Annotated in this window: 14 protein-coding genes; 9 read left to right on the top strand and 5 right to left on the bottom strand. The window is 73.3% G+C overall.

The annotated features are described in order from the left end of the window. The first annotated feature begins 38 nt into the window (after positions 1 to 38). The 6 genes from AC5L36_RS11215 to AC5L36_RS11190 all read left to right on the top strand — a co-directional run bounded on the left by AC5L36_RS11215 (position 39) and on the right by AC5L36_RS11190 (position 6,353). Positions 39 to 1,409 (top strand): helix-turn-helix transcriptional regulator, encoded by a 1,371-nt coding sequence (locus AC5L36_RS11215; RefSeq protein WP_441214901.1) that lies wholly within the window; start codon positions 39 to 41, stop codon positions 1,407 to 1,409. Between the two features lie 101 nt (positions 1,410 to 1,510). Next, positions 1,511 to 2,770, top strand: a complete 1,260-nt coding sequence (locus AC5L36_RS11210; protein WP_441214900.1) for an SGNH/GDSL hydrolase family protein — start codon at positions 1,511 to 1,513, stop codon at positions 2,768 to 2,770. 85 nt (positions 2,771 to 2,855) lie between these two features. After that, positions 2,856 to 3,605 (top strand): TapB family protein, encoded by a 750-nt coding sequence (locus tag AC5L36_RS11205; protein WP_441214899.1) that lies wholly within the window; start codon positions 2,856 to 2,858, stop codon positions 3,603 to 3,605. A gap of 12 nt (positions 3,606 to 3,617) precedes the next feature. Next, positions 3,618 to 4,826: a DNA polymerase domain-containing protein gene (locus AC5L36_RS11200; RefSeq protein WP_441214898.1), complete on the top strand. Its 1,209-nt coding sequence runs from the start codon at positions 3,618 to 3,620 to the stop codon at positions 4,824 to 4,826. Between the two features lie 26 nt (positions 4,827 to 4,852). Beyond that, positions 4,853 to 5,380 (top strand): NAD(P)H-dependent oxidoreductase, encoded by a 528-nt coding sequence (locus tag AC5L36_RS11195; protein WP_441214897.1) that lies wholly within the window; start codon positions 4,853 to 4,855, stop codon positions 5,378 to 5,380. A gap of 10 nt (positions 5,381 to 5,390) precedes the next feature. Further along, complete coding sequence (locus tag AC5L36_RS11190) at positions 5,391 to 6,353, top strand: quinone oxidoreductase family protein (RefSeq protein ID WP_441214896.1); 963 nt, start codon at positions 5,391 to 5,393, stop codon at positions 6,351 to 6,353. On the opposite strand, the gene AC5L36_RS11185 is transcribed toward AC5L36_RS11190, so the two are convergent. Further along, positions 6,343 to 7,746: an MFS transporter gene (locus tag AC5L36_RS11185; protein WP_441214895.1), complete on the bottom strand. Its 1,404-nt coding sequence runs from the start codon at positions 7,744 to 7,746 to the stop codon at positions 6,343 to 6,345. The genes AC5L36_RS11190 and AC5L36_RS11185 overlap by 11 nt on opposite strands. 79 nt (positions 7,747 to 7,825) lie before the next feature. Between AC5L36_RS11185 and AC5L36_RS11180 the strand changes: the two genes are divergently transcribed. Beyond that, complete coding sequence (locus AC5L36_RS11180) at positions 7,826 to 8,260, top strand: winged helix-turn-helix transcriptional regulator (RefSeq protein WP_441214894.1); 435 nt, start codon at positions 7,826 to 7,828, stop codon at positions 8,258 to 8,260. A gap of 117 nt (positions 8,261 to 8,377) precedes the next feature. Here AC5L36_RS11180 and AC5L36_RS11175 read toward each other — a convergent pair whose 3' ends face one another. Beyond that, a complete protein-coding gene (locus AC5L36_RS11175) occupies positions 8,378 to 10,531 on the bottom strand; it encodes a peptidase M6 immune inhibitor A (RefSeq protein ID WP_441214893.1) in 2,154 nt (717 codons plus the stop codon). Between the two features lie 75 nt (positions 10,532 to 10,606). Then, on the bottom strand, positions 10,607 to 12,367 hold the full coding sequence (locus AC5L36_RS11170; protein ID WP_441214892.1) for a VanW family protein: 1,761 nt from the start codon (positions 12,365 to 12,367) through the stop codon (positions 10,607 to 10,609). A gap of 129 nt (positions 12,368 to 12,496) precedes the next feature. Here AC5L36_RS11170 and AC5L36_RS11165 point away from each other — a divergent pair, with 129 nt between their 5' ends. After that, the gene (locus tag AC5L36_RS11165; RefSeq protein WP_441214891.1) at positions 12,497 to 12,994 is read left to right on the top strand and encodes a DinB family protein; all 498 of its coding nucleotides are present in this window, start codon (positions 12,497 to 12,499) and stop codon (positions 12,992 to 12,994) included. A gap of 29 nt (positions 12,995 to 13,023) precedes the next feature. Further along, complete coding sequence (locus AC5L36_RS11160; RefSeq protein ID WP_441214890.1) at positions 13,024 to 14,379, top strand: YibE/F family protein; 1,356 nt, start codon at positions 13,024 to 13,026, stop codon at positions 14,377 to 14,379. Here AC5L36_RS11160 and AC5L36_RS11155 read toward each other — a convergent pair. Continuing rightward, positions 14,281 to 17,022, bottom strand: a complete 2,742-nt coding sequence (locus tag AC5L36_RS11155) for an ATP-binding protein (RefSeq protein ID WP_441214889.1) — start codon at positions 17,020 to 17,022, stop codon at positions 14,281 to 14,283. The two genes, AC5L36_RS11160 and AC5L36_RS11155, sit on opposite strands and share 99 nt — an antisense overlap. Further along, entirely contained in the window at positions 16,989 to 17,192 is a 204-nt protein-coding gene (locus AC5L36_RS11150; RefSeq protein WP_441214888.1) for a hypothetical protein, read from the bottom strand. Before AC5L36_RS11150 ends, AC5L36_RS11155 begins: the two co-directional genes overlap by 34 nt. Positions 17,193 to 17,247 lie beyond the last annotated feature (55 nt).

Genomic DNA, 17,247 nt, shown 5'->3' with positions numbered 1-17,247 from the left:
CGGCGGCGAACCATCTGTGACTGGGGGAGGTGACGTCGATGGATGCGTGGCCGTTCGTCGGACGGGACGGGGAGCTGGCGGCGATCGAGGACGGGTTCGCCGGGTCCGGCGCGGACGCCCTCTACTGGGGACTCGGCAGCGCCGCCGCGGCCGAGCGGATGCTGGCCGATCGCGGCGACCTCGCCGACGGGACGCTCTGCCGGATCCTGATGTTCGACGGCCGGTGCGCCGAGGCCCTCGACGCGGCCGCCCGGGTGCTCGACCGCCCCGGCGCCCACCCGCGGGCCGTCATCTGGGCCACCGCGGGCGGCACGGCGGCCGCCGGCTTCCTCGGCCGGCTCGACCAGGCGGCGACCATCCGGGAACGCGGGATGCCAGTCGCGGTCGCCCACCGCGAGCTGATGCCCTGGGGCACGCACGAGATCCAGATCGCCGACTGCCTGGCCCACCTGGCGACCGGCGACCTGGTACGCGCGCGGGCGATCGCGGACCAGGGCTACCGCGCGTCGGTCGAGGCCGGCCTGCCGATGATGGTGAGCGGCTGGGCGCTCTTCGCCGGCCTCGTCGGCGCCGCGCAGGGCCACCTGGAACCCGCCGGCGCGCTGCTGCGCGAGGCCCTCGCCGGCTTCGAGGAGAACGACACCTTCCGCTTCCGCCGCCACTGCGCCGCCGCGCTGGCCACGGTCGCGGCGCTGGGCGGCGACCCCGAGGAGGCGGCCGGCTGGCTGGCCGAGGCGGGCGCGGCCGGCGCCGGCCCCAACCGCGTCTTCGCCCCGTGGCTGGAGCTCTCCCACGCCTGGGCGGCCATGTCCCGCGGCGCCCAGGCCGACGCGGTGGAGGCCGCCCGCCGCGCCGCCGACCTGGCCCGCGCCGCCGAACTGCCCACAGTGGAGGCCGCCGCCCTCTACGACGCCGGCCGGCTGGGCGGCCCGGTCGACCGCCGCCGCCTGGACGCGCTGGCCGCCCGGCTGGGCACGCCCTTCGCCGAGGCACTGGCGCTGGCCGGGCACGGCCTCTCCCGCGGCGACGGCGGGCCGCTGGCCCGCGCCGCGCAGGCGTTCGAACGACTGGGCCAGGACCTCCTGGCCGCCGAGGCCGCCACGGCCGCCGCCCGCCTCTTCCGCCGCGCGGGGCGGCGCGGGCAGGCACACCTGGTACGCGGCCGTTCGGAAGGCGCGCGCGCCAGGTGCGCCCCGGCCCGCACACCGCTGCTGGTCAACGACGAGGTCGCCGAACTGCTCACCGCCCGGGAACGCGAGGTCGTGCTCCTGGCCGCCCACCACAGCAGCAAGCACATCGCCGAGCGCCTCGGCCTGGAGGTCAAGACGGTCAACAACCACCTGGCCCGCGCGTACGCGAAGCTCGGCATCTCCAGCCGCGCCGAGGTCCGCGCCCTGCTCGGCCACTGACCCACGACGAGCGGATCGCCAGCCCGGGACCGCAGCCGAGGGAAGGTGGGCTAGCCTCCTAGGATGCGGTAGAGACAGTGGTGGACGTTAATCTGGGCGGCATGCTGCTCAGGGGTATCTATCGGGCACTGCCCGCAGCCGCGGTCGCCGCGCTCCTCGCGACCACCGCCACCACGTCGCCCGCCGCCGCGCACCAGGGTCGTGACCCTGGGCGTTGGGCGGGGGGCTGGGGGAGCTCGCTGATCGCGGCGTTCCCCGACTACTTCGGGGAGCCGAACTGGTCCGGCGGCTTCGACAACCACTCGGTGCGCCAGGTCGTGCGGCTCAGCCGGGGCGGCTCGACGGTGCGGATCCGGGTGTCCAACGTGTACGGTGACGGTCCGCTGCGGCTCACCGGTGCCACGATCGGCCGCGCGGCGGAGGGCGCGGCGGTGCGGGCGGGTTCGCTGCGGTCGGTCACCTTCCGGGGGCGCCAGTCGACCGTGGTGCCGGCCGGGCGGGAGGCGTCCTCCGACACCGTGGCCCTGCGGGTCTCGCCGCTGGAGCGGCTGACCGTGACGCTCTACTTCGACGGGCCCACCGGGCCGGCCACCTTCCACCCGTTCGCCACCGCCACCGTGTACCGGGCCGATGGCGACCACCGCTTCGACCGCGACGCCGCGGCGTTCGACGAGACGTCCACCTCCTCCTACTACCTGTCCGGTGTGGACGTCAGCGGGCCGACGAAGGGCAGCCGTGGCACGGTGGTGGCCTTCGGCGACTCGATCACCGACGGCGCGCTGTCCACGTTGGACGCCGACAACCGCTACCCGGACGAGCTCGCCGAGAGGCTCGTGGCCGCGGGGCGGCCGACCGGCGTCGTCAACGCCGGCATCGGCGGCAACAAGGTCCTGACCGACCTGCCCGGCTTCGGCACGGCGGGCGTGGAGCGCTTCCGGCGCGACGCGCTGAGCCAGCCTGGCGTGCGTACCGTGATCGTGCTGGAGGGCATCAACGACATCGGCGGCGGCGAGGCGGCCGGCACGCCGGTGACGGCCGCGCAACTGATCGCCGGGCACCAGGCGCTCATCCGGGCCGCGCACTGGCGCGGTGTGCGGATCATCGGGGCCACGGTCACGCCGTCGAAGGGTTGCCCGTACCCGGGCTACGACACCGCCCGCGGCGAGGCGGTGCGCGACGCGCTCAACCACTGGATCCGCACCAGCGGCGAGTACGACGCGGTGTTCGACTACGACCGGGCACTGGCCGACCCGGACGACCCGGACCGGATGCGTGCCGAGTTCGACGCGGGTGACGCGCTGCACCCCAACGACGCCGGCATGCGCGCGATGGCCGAGGCGGTCGACCTCGACCTGCTGTAGTGGCACGGCCGAAGGCGGGCCGGACCCTCGACCGGGGCGGGTAGCCTGGCGGGGGTCCGAGCCCCTCGTGTACGGAGGATGCGGCGTGATCAAGCCCCGACGGCGCTGGCTGGCCCTGCCCGCCGTGCTGGTCCTGGCCCTGCCCGTGACGGCGTGCGAGTCGGGCGGCAAGGAGACGCCGCCGCCCGCGGCCAACGAGCCCGCCACCACTACCACCACCGCACCGGCCGCGCCCGCCGACAGCGGGCTCTACTTCTACCCGCCGGTCGAGGGGGCCACGCTGGAGTACAAGCTGGGCGGCGTGGTCAGCGGCACCACCTCGGTCACCGTCGACAGTGTCACCGAGGGTGCGAAGGGGCGCACGGTGACCGTGACGGAGAAGGGCACCGCCCCGGCCGCCAAGCGGGAGTTCGTGACCCGGGCGGATGGCGGGCTGACCGTCGACATCGGCGCGTTCGCCGCGTCGGCCGCGGGGTTCACGGTCGAGGGCGCCGGTGAGGACCTGTCGGTGCCGCCGGTCGCCGACCTGGAGGCCGGTAAAAAGGGCACCGGCCGCACCGCGATCGAGGTGAGCGGCCCGGGGGCCGCCGGCGGGAGCCAGCCGGTGACGTACACCGTGAGCAGCACCGGCACCGAGTCGGTGACCGTGCCGGCGGGCACCGCGGAGGCGTACAAGATAGATCTGGACCTTGATCTGGGCGCCGGCTTCGCCGGCGTGACCGAGGCCAGCGGGACGTTCTGGTTGAAGCCCGGCTTCGGCCTGGTCAAGCAGGAGGTCACGATCTCCGGCTTCACGCTGACGTCGGAGTTGACGAAGACATCGGTGCCGCTCTGAGAGAGTAGGGACATGTCGACGCCGGCGGTCATCGAAGTCGCCGGCCGCGAGGTGACGATCACCCACCCCGACAAGGTGGTTTTCGCGGCCGGCGGTCACACCAAGCTCGACCTGGTCAACTACTACCTCGCCGTGGCCGACGGCGCCCTGCGCGGGGTGCGCGGGCGGCCGATGGTGCTCAAGCGGTTCGTCAAGGGCATCGACGAGGAGGCGATCTGGCAAAAGCGGGCGCCCACCAAGCGGCCCGACTGGATCGAGGTGGCCGAGCTCAAGTACGCGTCCGGCCGTTCCGCCGAGGAGACCGTGGTGCGCGACGCGGCCGCGCTCGCCTGGGTGATCAACCTGGGCTGTGTCGACCTCAACCCGCACCCGGTGCTCGCCGAAGACCTCGACCGCCCCGACGAGCTGCGCATCGACCTCGACCCGGTGCCGGGCGTGGAGTGGCGGCAGATCGTCGACGTGGCGATGGTGGCCAAGGAGGTGCTGTCCGACTACGGGCTGACCGGGTGGCCCAAGACGTCCGGCTCGCGCGGCTTCCACATCTTCGTCCGGATCGAGCCGCGCTGGCTGTACAAGGACGTGCGCCTCGCCGCCGAGACCGTCGCCCGCGAGGTGGAAAACCGCGCACCCGACCTGGCCACGAGCAAGTGGTGGAAGGAGGAGCGGGAGGGGGTGTTCGTCGACTTCAACCAGAACGCGAAGGACCGCACCGTCGCCTCCGCCTACTCGGTGCGCCCCAACCGGGACGCCCGCGTCTCCACGCCGCTGTCCTGGGACGAGGTGCGCGACTGCCGGCCGGAGGAGTTCACGCTGCCGGTGGTGCGCGAGCGGTACGCGGCGATCGGCGACCCGTGGCAGGGCATGGACACCGCCTACGGCACGCTCGACGGGCTGCTCGACCTGGCCAAGCGGCTGGGCCCCGCGGAAAAGCCGCCGAAGGGCACCGGCCGGCGCCAGCAGACCATGCCGCTCATCGAGATCGCCCGCGCCAAGACCAAGCCCGAGGCCATGGCGGGTCTGGAGCGGTGGAAGGCCCGCCATCCGTCCACTGTGGAAAAGCTGGAGCCGGCGGACATCCTGGTCGACGGGATGCGCGGGCGCAGCTCGATCTGGTACCGGATCCGGGTCAACCTCCAGCACGTGCCCGAGGCGGAGCGGCCCGAGCAGGAGCCGCTGGAGGTCGACTACGACCCCTGGGATGGGATGGGCCCGCCGCGATAGCCTATCAATCAGGTAGGATTAGCCGTGTGAGTGAACTCGTCGTGCTCGTCGGCAACCCCCGTCCCGCCTCCCGCACCCGCGCCCTCGCCGAAGCCACCGCGGACGCGATCGCGGCCCCGCTCGACGGCCGGGTCGTCCTGGAGCTGGCCGACCTGGTCGGCGTCACGTTCGGCCCCGAGCCGGCCTGCGGGTCCGGTGCGGTCGAGGACCCGTTCGCGGTGGTACGCGCCGCCCGGCTGCTCGTCGTCGCCACACCCGCCTACAAGGGCACGTACACCGGGCTGCTCAAGGTCTTCCTCGACCAGTTGGCGGCGGGCGCGCTGGCTGGCGCGGTGGCCGTACCCGTGGCGGTGGCCGCCTCCGAGGCGCACCTGCGGTCGGTCTCCGCGGCCCTGCGCGACCTGCTGGCCGAGCTCGGCGCCCGCCTGCCGGTGCCCCCGCTCGCGGTGCTGGAGCCGGCGCTGGCCAATGGCGGCGCCGGCGACGCGGCGGTCGCCTGGGCCGACCAGCACGCCGCCGCGGTCGTCAGACAGGTCCGAGGCGTCGCGGCATAGGCTCTCCGGCATGGACGCTATCCAGGTGGCCGCGCCCGGCGGGCCCGACGTGCTCACGCTGACCGACCTGCCGACGCCCGAGCCGGGCCCCGGCGAGGTGCTCGTGCGGTTGACCGCCGCCGGCGTCAACTTCGTCGAGATCTACCACCGCAGCGGCTTGTACCAGGTCGGGCTGCCGTTCGTGCCCGGCACCGAGGGGGCCGGCGTGGTCGAGGCGGTGGGGCCGGGCGTCACCGCGCCCAAGGTCGGCGACCGGGTGGTCTCCAACGACCTCGCCGGCGCGTACGCCCGGTACGCGGTCACCCCGGCCGAGCGGGCCCTGCCGATCCCCGCGGGCGTCACCGACGAGCAGGCCGCGGCCGTGCTGCTCCAGGGCCTGACCGCGCACTACCTGCTGCACGACAGCTACCCGGTGCGGGCCGGCGACACCGTGCTCGTGCACGCCGCCGCCGGCGGCATGGGCCTGCTGCTCACCCAGCTCGCCACGAGCCTCGGCGCGCGGGTCGTCGGCACCGTCTCCACCGCCGAGAAGGAGAAGCTCGCCCGCGCCGCCGGCGCCGCCGAGGTCATCGGGTACGACGGCGTGGCCGAGCGGGTCCGCGAGCTGACCGGCGGGGAGGGCGTCGCCGCGGTGTACGACGGGGTGGGGCGGGACACCTTCGACGCCAGCCTCGACAGCCTCCGGGTCCGCGGCACGCTGGTGCTCTACGGGTACGCGAGCGGCAAGCCGGAGCCCTTCGACGTCAACCGCTTGCAGGGCGGCGGCTCGCTGTTCCTGACCCGGCCGACGCTCGGGCACTTCGTCGCGTCCGTCGACGAGCTGCGCCGCCGCGCCGGCGACGTGCTGCGATGGGTCGCCGACGGCACCCTGAAGGTGACCGTCGGCGGCCGCTACCCGCTCGCCGAGGCGGCGCGCGCCCACGCCGACCTCGAGTCCCGCCGCACGACGGGCAAGCTGCTGCTCATACCCTGACGGCTTCGCGCGCCGCCGCCGTCTCGGGCGCGCGGCGGCGCAGCCCCACCGCCATCACCGCCGCGCCGACCAGCGCGGCCACGACCGGCACGACCAGCCCCGCGCGGTACCCGTCCAGCGCGTCGCCGGCCTCGGTGGCGGCGACGTTGACGGCGGTGACCAGGGCGAGCCCGAGCGCGCTGCCAAACTGGAACGACGAGTTGAGCAGCCCGCCGGCCACCCCCTGCTCGGCCTCGTCGACGCCGTCCGTGGCGGCGATGGTCAGCGGCCCGTAGGCCAGCGCGAACGCCAGGCCGGTGAGGATCAGGGTCGGGAGCATCATCGGGTACGTCCAGTCGGCGCCCAGCGGCAGGAACAGCGCGTAGGCGAGGGCCGCCAGCAGGAAGCCGCCGAAGATCACACGGACGTTGCCCCACCGCTCGACGAGCTTCGGCGTGAGGGTCGGCGCGAGCACCGAGTCGATGCCCACGACCATCAGCGTGAGCCCGGTCTGCACGGTCGACCAGCCGCGCAGCTCCTGGAGGTACAGCACGGTGACGAACTGGAACCCGAAGAACGAGCCGGTCAGTGCCATCGCACCCACGTTGGCGCGGACCAGCGGGCCGGAGCGCAGCAGCCCGAGGCGCACGAGCGGTGCGGCCGAGCGGCGTTCGATCGCCACGAACGCGGCCAGCAGCGCGGCGCTCGCGGCCAGCGTGCCCGCCGTCCATCCGATGTGGACGTCCGGTGCCCGCACGACGGTGAGTACCAGCAGCAGCATCGCGCCGGTGATGGTGGTGGCCCCGGCGAGGTCGAAGCCGCCGTTCGCGGTGGCGCCTTGCCGGGTGCGGGGGATGAGCCGTATGCCGGCCAGGAGGATCGCGGTGGCCAGGATGACCGGGGCGAAGAAGACCCAGCGCCAGCTCGCCGCCGTCAACAGCCCGCCGACCACCATGCCGAGCGAGAAGCCGCCGGCGGCCGTACCCGCGTACACCAGGAGGGCTTTGTTGCGTTGCGGCCCCTCCGCAAAGGTGGTCGTGATGATCGACAGCCCGGCCGGCGTCATGAACGCGGCCGCCACCCCGGTCACGAACCGCGCGGCGATCAGCACCCAGCCCTCCTGCGCCAGCCCGCCCAGGCCGGAGAAGAGGATGAACACCCCGAGGCACACCAGGAACACCCGGCGCCGCCCCCAGAGGTCGGCCGCGCGCCCGCCGAGCAGCATGAAGCCGCCGTATCCGAGCACGTAGGCGCTGACCACCCAGGAGAGCGCGCCGGTGGTCATGCCCAGGTCGGCGCGGATCGAGGGGAGGGCGACGCCCAGCATCGAGATGTCGATGCCCTCCAGGAAGATCGCGCCGCAGAGCACGAACAGGACCGCCCAGGCCCGCCGTGTGGGTCGTGTCGTCGCCACGTGTTCCGCTCCCCAGTTACTCGAATGCTTGTCGGTTCCCTCTTGTAACCATTCGAATCCTGCGGCAACATCAGAAGGCATGGAAGAAGGCACTTCGAAGTCACTTAGTCGCTGCGACGTCACCGACGACGACTCCGACCCCTTCCAGTGGGACACCCGGGAGGACTGCGAGGTCCGCCAGATCCTCGACCGGGTCGCCGACAAGTGGTCGCTGCTGGTCATCGCGCTGCTGGAGCGGCGCACGCTGCGCTTCACCGAGCTGCGCCACGAGATCGACGGGATCAGCCAGCGCATGCTCACCGTGACCCTGCGCCAGCTGGAGCGCGACGGCCTGGTCCGGCGCACCGTCTACCCGGTGGTGCCCCCGAAGGTGGAGTACGCGCTGACCGACCTGGGCTGCACCCTGCACGAGACGATCAAGTCGCTGGTCACCTGGACCGAGGAGCACCAGGAGGAGATCGCCGCGGCCCGCGCCGCCTACGACCGCCGGGAGGCCGCCACCACGGGGATTTGAGCTGCCGCGATGTCCGTCGTGGTCCAGACCGTTGCTCCCGCGGCCTCGCCCTTCGCGGTTGGTCGAAGCTGGAGCAGTAGGTGGGGCGCCACCCGCGCGGGATGGCGCCCCTGGGGCTCAGGCCGCGGGCGCCGCGCCGCCGGGCTGGCGCTCGCCGTTCACCGTCAGCGTGTACGGGGCGTACTGGCCGACCTGCTCGGTCGGCTCGTCGTAGGCCACGATCGCGACCACCTTCGGGAAGAGCTTCAGCGCGGCCAGCCGCACCGGGTCGAGCCGCACCGCGCGCCGCCCGTCGACCTCCACCTGCACCGCCACCTTCCGCTTCGCGTCGAGGCCGACCAGGCGCAGGTTCCAGTTGTGCGTCTCGGTCGCCCGGATCTCGGTGGGCGAGTCGAACGCGGCCAGGCTCGCGCCGTCGCTGACCAGCGTGCCGCCGAGCCGGACGTCGTCGACAAGCAGGCCGCCCTCGTTGACGCCGGCGTCGCTCACGTACCGGAAACCGAGCAGCACGGTCTTCCCCGCGTACCGGGAAAGGTCGAAGGTGTGTGGTTCGAAGCCGTTGGTCTTCCCGTTGAGCGCCGGCCCGAGCGGGCCCTCGACGGTCTTGTCGCCGGCCACCGGCGTGTACGTCTTCCCGCGGTCGGCGGAGACCATCACGTAGCCGTAGTCGAAGCCCGCCTCGGCGCCGTACTTGGCGAGCAGCCGCAGGGTCGCCCCGCTCGACGGCACGGTGACGGTGGTGACCGCGGCGCTGTCGAGGTCGCTGGCGTTGCCCGACCAGAGCACCGGGTTGTCGCGCCGGTCCGGGTCGTTCTTCACGACGGTCCAGGCGAGGGGGAGCGGCGGCAGCGTGCGAGCGCCGTCGAAGCGGACCGAGCGCAGGTCGCGGCCGGGTACCGCGAGCGGCACGTAATCGGCGCCGTTGGGCGCGGCGCCGGGCGTGGCGTTGACCGCCGGGTTGGCCAGGTTGACCGTCGAGCGGAGGCTTCGGGTGGTGACGCGGCTCTTCGCGACCCCGTAGACACGCCAACCGGGCACGAGCTTGTCGAGCAGCACCATCGACTGGTAGTCGTGGATCACCTCGTACATGTCGCGCACGCCCTCGGCTTTCAGCGCCGCCGCCACGCTCGCCAGCCCTTGACGCTTGCCGTCGCGGTGCAGGCGGGAGATGAGGTCGGTGCCGTACCGGTCGTGGAGGAAGAGCATGAACGAGTACGCGTTGCCGTAGTCGGCGAGCGTCGCGTTCGGGTTCGGGCTCTCGCCCCACAGGGTGAGCGAGTTCTCCGGGCCGCCGCAGTCGCGCGGGTTGGTGTTGAAGTCCGTGCGGACCGTGCCGAAGCCCTGGAAGCAGAAGATGTGGCTGTCCGCGCCGCGCTGGTGGACGGTCGCGCGCGCGTCCACGTACCCGGTCAGCGTCTGCGCGAAGTCGGAGAGCCCCTCGTTGACCCACGTGGTCTCGAGCGGGTCCGTGTAGTGCTGGAGCAGGTGCTGCCACTCGTGCGCGAACGTGCCCTCGTACAGGTTGGGCCGGGCCGGCCGGCTGGTGCACACGTCGCCGGTCGGGTCGTTCGGCGGGTTGGGGCCGGTGCGGTGCGCCCAGTCGAACGCGTCGACCGTCATCACGTTGCGGTCGAAGAGGTCGTTGAGCTGCGCGGAGAAGAAGCCGGCCGTGTACGTGGGGTGGGCCGGGAAGTCGTAGAAGTTGTCGTCGCGCACGTTGTCGACGAGCGTGACCGTGCGGTCGCCGGCACCCGTGTACACCCCGCCGGAGCCGTTCGCGTCCGGCCCGAGCTGGGCGTTCGTGCCGTCCCGGTCCGGCGGGGTGCTGAAGGCCGCGGTCTCCTTCGGGTACATGTTGGTGTCGAACTCGTCGACCAGGTGCGCCACCTGCGCGTCGGTGACCCGCGTCGCGCCCGGCACCTTGGCGCGGCAGTCGCCGGCGGGGAAGGCGAGGTCGTTGGCGACCCACACCTCGATGTGCCGGCCGACGCCGCGCAGCGTGTAGTCCTTGCGGTAGATCTCGCCCTTGACGTCGTCGAGGCCTAGCCACTGCCGTGTGGTGCCGACGGGCGGGGTCTGTGCGGCGGCCCGCGCGCGTGCCTTCGGTACGTCCCCGCGCCCGCCGTCGAGCGTGAAGCGCTTGTGGGTCAGCTCCCGCGTGTCGTCCGCCGGCGCCGGCCACGGTTGGGCCGGCGCCGCCGAGGCCGGGAGGACGGACAGCGGCAGGAGCAGAGCGGTGGCGGCGGCTGCGACGACGCGGCTGCGAGCCATGGATCCCCCTTCGGATACCGGACGATGTGGACCGTCACGGTGGGAGATCTTATTTCAGGGTATGTCCGAAATAGTCTAACTGGGTGCTTTGTCGCAGATGAAGCGTGGTTCGGCCTGGTACGTCCAGCTGAACTTCTCCCGCTTGGTCTCCTTGCCGTCCTTGCGGAAGACCCGCCACGCGTCCTGGCTGAAGCCGGGCAGCCCGCTCGTCTCGATGCAGTCCGGACCGGGTTCCAGGTACTTCGTCTGCGGGCTCGTCGGGTTGCGCCGCGGCCCCCACTCCGTCTTCACGCTGTCGTAGATCTTCGTGCTCCAGATCGACACGGTGATCGTGCTCGACGTGTACGAGGTGTCGATGAGCACCCCGTACGGCGTGTTGTTGCGGAACCGGAAGTCCAGCGCCGGCGGGTAGATCGTCGACTCGATGACCGCGGGGTAGCGGCTGAAGTAGTACGAGTGCGGCTTGTGCTCGACGTCTTCGAGACCGGCGTAGTAGGTGGCGTTGAAGAGCGTGGTCACGAACTGCGAGACGCCGCCGCCCGCGCCCGGCACGAGCTTGCCGCCCACGATCGTCGGCGCGTCCTTGTACCCCTGCGGGTAGCTGCGCTCGCCGGTGTGCGTGTTGAGCGAGAACGTCTTGCCCGGCAGCACGAACGCGCCCTTGGTCTCCTTCGACACCAGCACGATGTTCTGGCTGCGCGGCGAGGAGAGCCCGCCGGGAAACTTCGTGGTGAAGGTCGAGACCTTCTCCTTGACGCCGAGCTTGGCCACGGCCTCCTCGGTGACCTTCGGCTTCGCGGTGGCCAGCGTGCCGGCGACGGTGCGGCCGTCGGTCTTGGGTAGCACGGCGAGCAGGTCGGTGCTGAGCTTGGCGGTGTCGAGGCGGTGGCCGTCGACGCCGGGCACGACCGCCGGCTTGCCGGCCTTGAGCGCGATCGTCGCGTCCTTCGCCTCGACCTCGACCTTGGCGAGCGGGCCGGCGAGCGCCGCGCGCAGCTTCTTCTCGTCGACCCGAGGGTTGATCTTGCCGGTCTTGTCGGCGGTGAGCACCAGGCTCTTCGCGATCGCGGCCGGCGGCACGGTCACGGCGCCGCGGTCGGTGGTCACGGTCACCGGCCCCGCCACCGCGGGCTTGGCCAGGTCGGCGACGAGCTTGTCGACCTCTTCGGCGGAGGTCGCGGGGTGGATGTCGACCAGCGGCACCGGTACCGGGTGGATGCCGAGCCAGCCCTCGCGCAGCGCCTGCGCGGACTTTTCCCCGTCGATGCCCTTGCCGGGCTTGGGGTGCACCGCCTTCGGCGTCGTGCCGGAGAACGTCACGGCCGGCATCCGCATCGCCTGCGCGTCCTTGCCGAGCGCGGCGCGCAGCACCCCGTCGGCCTTCGCCGCGTCGACGGTGATCACCGGTGCCACCTCGCGCGAGCCGAAGAGCCGGCGCAACGGCCCGCCGCCGCTCTCCGCGGCCGCCGCCACCGTGGCGTCGACGTCGACGCCCAGCCCCACGTCGGCCGGCTTGATCTCCACGACCCGCTCGCCCAGCCGCACCGGCAACGGCGCCTCGAGGCGCTCGGCCTGGCCGGCGAGCCCGGCGCGCAGCGCGGCCGCCGCGTCCGCCTTGCTCTTCGCGCCCAGCTCGACGCCGAGCACCTTCGTGCCGCGCGGCACCTCGCCCGAGTACGCGTAAGCGGCGGAACCGCCGGCGGCGAGGAGCACGGCCGCGGTGATCCCGCCCGCGAGGAAGATCCGCTTCCGGCTCCGCCGCGGCTCCGGCGTGCCCACCGCGGTGAACTGCACGGTGGGGGCGTCCTCGGCGAACTGTCTCGGTGGCTGGGTCACGCCGGCAGATGCTACGCGACGCGCGAGCCGCTCGGGGCGACACACATCGATGGAGTACGGGCGGTGAGCGCGGCATCACACCCTGAAATGCCCGTGAGTGTGTCGGTGGGTGCTGTTAACGTCCGCGCTGTGACGAAATCGGTGCCGTATACCGGCGGTGAGAAGGAAAGCCTCCAGGCCAGCCTCGACCGCCATCGCGAGGTCGTGCTCTGGAAGGTCGAAGGCCTCGACGACGAGCGCCTGCGGCGCCGCCTGACCCCCTCGGGCACCAACCTGCTCGGCCTTGTCAAGCACCTCGCGGCCAACGAGTACGGATGGTTCTGCCAGACGTTCGGGCGGGAGACCGAGCCGCTGCCGTTCGACGACGACGATCCCGAGGCCGACCTGCGGGTCGAGCCGGGGGAGAGCACCGCCGACGTGCTCGCCTTCTACGCCCGGTCCCGCGCGGCGGCCGACCGGGTGATCGCCGAGCTCGACCTCGACGACGTGGGCACGGCGTGGTTCGGCGAGGCGGTGACGATGCGGTGGGCGCTGATCCACATGATCGAGGAGACCGCCCGCCACACCGGCCACATGGACATCGTGCGTGAGCTCCTCGACGGCGCCACCGGCGACCACCGCGACTGATCGCGGGCCGGAAACGATAGTTTGGCGCGATGGACGCGCACCACCACCAGCACAGTGGGGATCGGCCACACCACCAGCGGGCGGGGCGCACCGCGCTGATCGTGCTCGCCTGCGCGGCGGTCGTGACGATCGTGGCGATGGTGCTCCTGTGGCCGCGCGGCGACGTCGGCGCCGACCAGCAGAGCGACGAGCCGCAGGTCACCGGTGACGTGGTCGCGGTCGCGATCACGCCGTGCCCGGAGCTGCCCGACCAGCCGCAGGTCACGCCGAAGGGCGGCCCGCAGCAGTGCGGCACGGTCACGATCAAGCTGACGTCCGGGCCCGAAAAGGGCCGGCAGATCGAGACCGACCTGCCGCGCGGCCCGGGCTCGCCGGAGATCGGCCAGGGCGACCACCTCACGCTGATCCACACCGAGGGCACGGCCAGCGGCGTCGACTACCAGATCCTCGACCACCAGCGGGGCACCGGGCTGTGGGTGCTCGCCGTCGCGTTCGCGCTCGCGGTCGTGGCCTTCGGGCGGTGGCGAGGGCTGGCGGCGCTCGGCGGGCTCGCCGTCACGTTCGGGGTGCTGCTGTTCTTCATCGTGCCGGCGATCCTCGACGGGCGTTCGCCGCTGCTCGTCGCGGTCGTGGGCTCGGCCGCGATCATGCTGTCGGTGCTGTACCTGACGCACGGCTTCACGGTGCCGACGACCGTGGCGGTGGTCGGCACGCTCGCCAGCCTCACGCTCACCGGCCTGCTCGCCGCCGGCGCCACCGCCGCGTTGCACCTGACGGGGGTGGGCACCGAGGAGACCAACTTCCTGACGATCGTGTACACCGACGTGAACATGCAGGGTCTGCTGCTGGCCGGCATCCTGATCGGCTCGCTCGGCGTGCTCGACGACGTGGCGGTCACCCAGGCGGTGACGGTCAGCGAGCTGGCGCACGCCAACCCGGCGCTGCCGGCGACCCGCCTCTACCGGGCGGCGGCGCGGGTCGGTCGGGCACACATCACCTCGGTGATCAACACGCTCGTGCTGGCGTACGCGGGTGCCTCGCTGCCGCTGCTGATCCTGCTCGCCGCCGGCAACGCGCCGCTGGGCGAGGCGCTCACCTCGCAGATGCTCGCCCAGGAGATCGTCCGCAGCGTGGTCGGCACGATGGGCCTGATCGCCGCGGTGCCGCTGACCACGGCGCTGGCCGCGTTCGCGGCGACCCGCCGGCCCCGTGCGCCGAAGCCGGCGGCACCCGCGGCGCCCGCACCGCGCCGGCGGCGCGGCATGGACGTGAGCAGCGACGAGTGGCTAGGTGGAGCGGCCGACGGCGTCGGCGACCTCCGTCCGGGACGACACGCCCAGCTTCCGGAGGATGTTGGAGACGTGCACGGCGGCGGTCTTCGGTGAGATGTAGAGCCGGCGGGCCAGCTCGGTGTTGGTCAGCCCGTCGCTGATCAGCAACGCCACCTCCCGCTCGCGCGGGGTCAGCGCCGCCACCCCGGTCACCGCGGGTGCCGCGTCGGCGGGAGCGAGGCCGAGCATCGCGCGCGCCTGCTCCAGCTGCGCCACCCGCCAGCCACCCCACGAGGCGAGCAGGGCCGCGGCCGCCTCGACCTGGGCCGTGGCCTCCGCGCGGCGGTCGGCGGCCAGCAGGCAGCGGGCCGCGCCGAGCCGCACGGTGCCGCGGGTCGAGGGCGGCAGGATGTCGGCGTCCACGATGGACAGATAGCCGGTCAGCGCGTCGGCGTGCCGGCCCCGCGCCTCGGCGATCTGCGCGTCGACGAGCACGCGGTAGGCGTCCCAGCTGGTGTGGTCGAGCAGCACGGCGGCCATCTCGTCGAGCCGCTCCAGCGGCAGCCCCAGCTCCAGCGCGGCGGAGACGAGGTCGTGTGCCTGCTCGCCGCTGTGCCAGGTCTGCTTGGCCATCTCGGCGAGTAGCACGTCCAAAGTGGACTCGGCGGTCGCCCGGTCGCCGCGCCGGCAGGCGAGGTGGAACGTGAGGCCGGGCAGCGATGTCTTCGGCAGGCGGGGCACGGCGGCCAGCTCCGCGATCACCTTCTCGACGTTGTCGAGCTCGCCCGCCTCCAGGTAGAGGCCGGCGAGGAAGACGCCGTGGTAGTCGGCCCGCCGGCCGTGGCGCAGGAACCCGCGATCCTGCTCGCGCCCCTCTTCGAGGGCCTCGATGCCGGCCTCGAGGTCGCCGGCGCGCATCGCGAGGCGGGCCCGGCCCTGGAAGTAGCCGGCGACCGCGAGCGACTCGAAGCCGGCCCGCTCGGCGTCGGTGCGCATCCGCTCCAGCACCTCGGCGAACTCGGCCGGCGACTCGGGCGGCTCGCCCTGCACGAGGTTGCTCAGCGCGCGGGCGGCCAGGACCCACTCGCCGGCCTTCTCCGCCTCGTCGACCATGCCGGAGAGGATCGCCCGCCCCTCGGCGGCGCGGGCCGGCACCTCGACGAGCGCCGAGCCCTTTTCGACGAGGGCGGCGAGGCGGACCTGCGGCAGGTCGAACTCCTCGGCCAGCTCCATCGCCCGCTCGGTCCAGCGCATCGTGGCCGGCAGGTCGTCGCGCAGCATCGAGGACTGGGCGATCGCGGTCATCGCGCGGGCCTGGTCGGCGCCGGGCGGCAGCTCCTCGATCAGCGTCTCGATCTCGCGGGTCAGGTCGCCCATCTCGTCCCACTCGCGGGACTCCCAGGCGAGGCGGACCAGCAGGTAGAGCGACTCGGCGCGGTCGGTGGTCGAGGCGGCCACGTCGCGCCAGCCGCGCCCGTATCGCACAGCGTCGTCGAGCAGCCCGGCCAGCCAGGCGGCGCGGGCGGCGGCGGAGAGCAGCTCCGGGTCTTCGGGCACCTCCTCCAGCCCCATCTCGGCGAGCTGGAGCGCCTGGTACGCGGAGCCGATCGACAGGTAGAGCGCGGCACCGCGGCGGGCGGCGGCCACCATGTCGTCGTACCGCCCGGCGCCGCGGGCGTGGTGGGCGAGCATGGCCGGGTCGGACGAGCCGGCGGCGAGCAGCGCCTCCAGCGCGGCCTCGTGCAGCCGGCGCCGCTGGCGGCCGAGCATCTGGTCGGCGATCGCCTCGCGGAACAGCGCGTGCCGGAACGCGAACTCGTCTTCCCCGGACTCCACCAGCACGCCCCGGGTGACCAGGTCGCGCAGCACCTGGATCAGCTCGTTTTCGGTGGCGCCGGTGACGCCGGCGAGCAGGTCGAACGGGATGCGCTGGCCGAGCACCGCGGCCGCCTCCACGACGCCGTGGCTGACCCGGTCGAGGTCGTCGGTCTGGCGGCGGAGCAGGTCGGCGAGGCTCCACGGCAGCGGCTGGTCGACGATGTCGTCGAGCTGGCAGCCGGGCATGCTGCGCAGCAGCTCCTCCAGGAAGAACGGGTTGCCGCCGGTGCGGTGGTGCAGCGCGGTCGCCGCGCGCATCGGCACCGGCCCGCCGGTCGCGGCCGCGAGCAGCGCCGCCGTCTGCGAGGGGGTGAGCCGGTCGAGGCGCACGTGCGAGACGGTGTGCCGCCGCTCCAGGCGGGCGAGCAGCCCGGCCACCGGCTGCCGCCGGGTCACCTCGTCGGGCCGGTAGGTGCCGACCAGCAGGCGCGGCCCGCGCTGGTCGGCGATCCGCTCGAACAGCGCGGCGCTCTCCGAGTCGGCCCAGTGCAGGTCTTCGAAGACGATGACGGCGGGGGAGTCGCCGACCAGGTCGGCGAGGATCGCGAGGCCGGTGTGCAGCCGCTCGACCGGGCTGCGTTTGGGGTCGCCGAGCGCGGCAAGCTGCTCCTCGTCGACCTCGGCGCGGCCGTCGATCGCGTCGAGCAGCACCTCGTACGGCCGGGACAGCGAGCCGGGCTCGGCCTGCCCGACCAGCACGACGGTCTCCGGCGGCAGCGCGTCGAGCAGCTCCTGCACCAGGCGGGTCTTGCCGATGCCGGGCTCGCCGGCGATCACGGCGACGGCGGGCACGCGCGCCGACGCGAGCTGCGCCAGTCGGCGCAGCTCGCGTTCGCGCCCGATCATCACCGGGCTGGCACCGCCACGGACGGCTCGCACGAGGCCAGCGTACCGGCGGGCTGCCCCCGCACGGGCGCCGCTTGGCGTGCGCGGCGGGCCCGGAGCGCCTTGCGCGCGGAGGCCAGCAGCCGCCCCCGGTCGCCCTCGGCGACGAGCTCGCGGTGGCGGGCGTTGGCCTGGGTCAGAAACTGGTCCGGGTGCATGAACATCGTTTTCTCCCTCGTGGTTTCCCTCGTACCGCTGATGTGTCCATCCTCGGCCGGT

It is taken from the genome of Phytohabitans sp. LZ39 (assembly GCF_059359075.1).
Note: the sequence above shows the minus strand (reverse complement) of the source record. Positions and strands in the feature narration are given on the sequence as shown.

Coding starts and splice junctions, on each gene's coding strand:
- AC5L36_RS11200 (WP_441214898.1), top strand. CDS start 3,618: ATGTCGACGCCGGCGGTCATCGAAGTCGCCGGCCGCGAGGTGACGATC.
- AC5L36_RS11160 (WP_441214890.1), top strand. CDS start 13,024: ATGGACGCGCACCACCACCAGCACAGTGGGGATCGGCCACACCACCAG.
- AC5L36_RS11180 (WP_441214894.1), top strand. CDS start 7,826: ATGGAAGAAGGCACTTCGAAGTCACTTAGTCGCTGCGACGTCACCGAC.
- AC5L36_RS11190 (WP_441214896.1), top strand. CDS start 5,391: ATGGACGCTATCCAGGTGGCCGCGCCCGGCGGGCCCGACGTGCTCACG.
- AC5L36_RS11150 (WP_441214888.1), bottom strand. CDS start 17,192: ATGTTCATGCACCCGGACCAGTTTCTGACCCAGGCCAACGCCCGCCAC.
- AC5L36_RS11175 (WP_441214893.1), bottom strand. CDS start 10,531: ATGGCTCGCAGCCGCGTCGTCGCAGCCGCCGCCACCGCTCTGCTCCTG.
- AC5L36_RS11215 (WP_441214901.1), top strand. CDS start 39: ATGGATGCGTGGCCGTTCGTCGGACGGGACGGGGAGCTGGCGGCGATC.
- AC5L36_RS11210 (WP_441214900.1), top strand. CDS start 1,511: ATGCTGCTCAGGGGTATCTATCGGGCACTGCCCGCAGCCGCGGTCGCC.